The organism is Pedobacter sp. BG31 (assembly GCF_042464845.1).
GTDB classification, from domain to species: domain Bacteria; phylum Bacteroidota; class Bacteroidia; order Sphingobacteriales; family Sphingobacteriaceae; genus Pedobacter; species Pedobacter suwonensis.
In genome coordinates, this window is the sequence record NZ_JBHNZK010000051.1 from 1 (window position 1) to 759 (window position 759).

Below are 759 nucleotides of genomic sequence, written 5' to 3' on the forward strand. Positions count from 1 at the left end.
TTGAACTGAACCCGAAAAGTTGGACAAAGTTAAAAATTAATTAATATGATGAGCCCGGTATTTTATCGGGCTCATTCCGTTTAGGTTGAGTTTGATCCTATCGTTGTTGTAGTAGGTTATATATTCTTTGATGTCGGCCTTTAGTTCATCAATTGAGGTGTATTTTTTAAGATAAAACATTTCAGATTTGATCGTGCCAAAGAAGTTTTCTATGATCGCGTTATCATAGCAATTTCCTTTGCGGGACATACTTTGTGTTATACCCTGCTCATTTAACATCATTTTATATTTGGCCATTCTGTACTGCCAGCCCTGATCAGAGTGCAGTATTGGCTTTTCCTGCCCCTCAAGGATTTTAAAGGCATCCTTCAACATATCCGATACCTGCTTAAAGTTAGGTGAGTCAGAAAGCTTATAACTGATAATCTCACCGTTAAACAACTCTATAATAGGAGAAAGATAGACTTTCTTATCCATAACCTTGAACTCTGTAATATCTGTTGCCCATTTGATAAAAGGCCTTTCAGCTTTGAAATTCTGTTTAAAAAGATTTGGCGCTGCTTCATTCGTATCGCCCTTGTAGGAGCTGTATCTTTTTCCTCTAATCAATGATTTGAGTCCCTGGCTGCACATCAGTTTCGACACGGTTTTGTGATTGATAATATGACCCCTATTTTTCATTTCTAAGGTAATTCTTCGGTAACCATACCGTCCTTTATGGTCATTATAGATCTTCCTGATCTCTTTTTTAGCACATTC

1 protein-coding gene is annotated in these 759 nt (G+C 37.0%); it reads right to left on the reverse strand.

Annotated elements, in window-relative coordinates; genetic code table 11:
* Positions 1–36: 36 nt before the first annotated feature.
* A partial coding sequence (locus ACFE6N_RS23515; RefSeq protein ID WP_378940372.1) for an IS3 family transposase occupies positions 37–759 on the reverse strand: 723 nt, incomplete at its 5' end.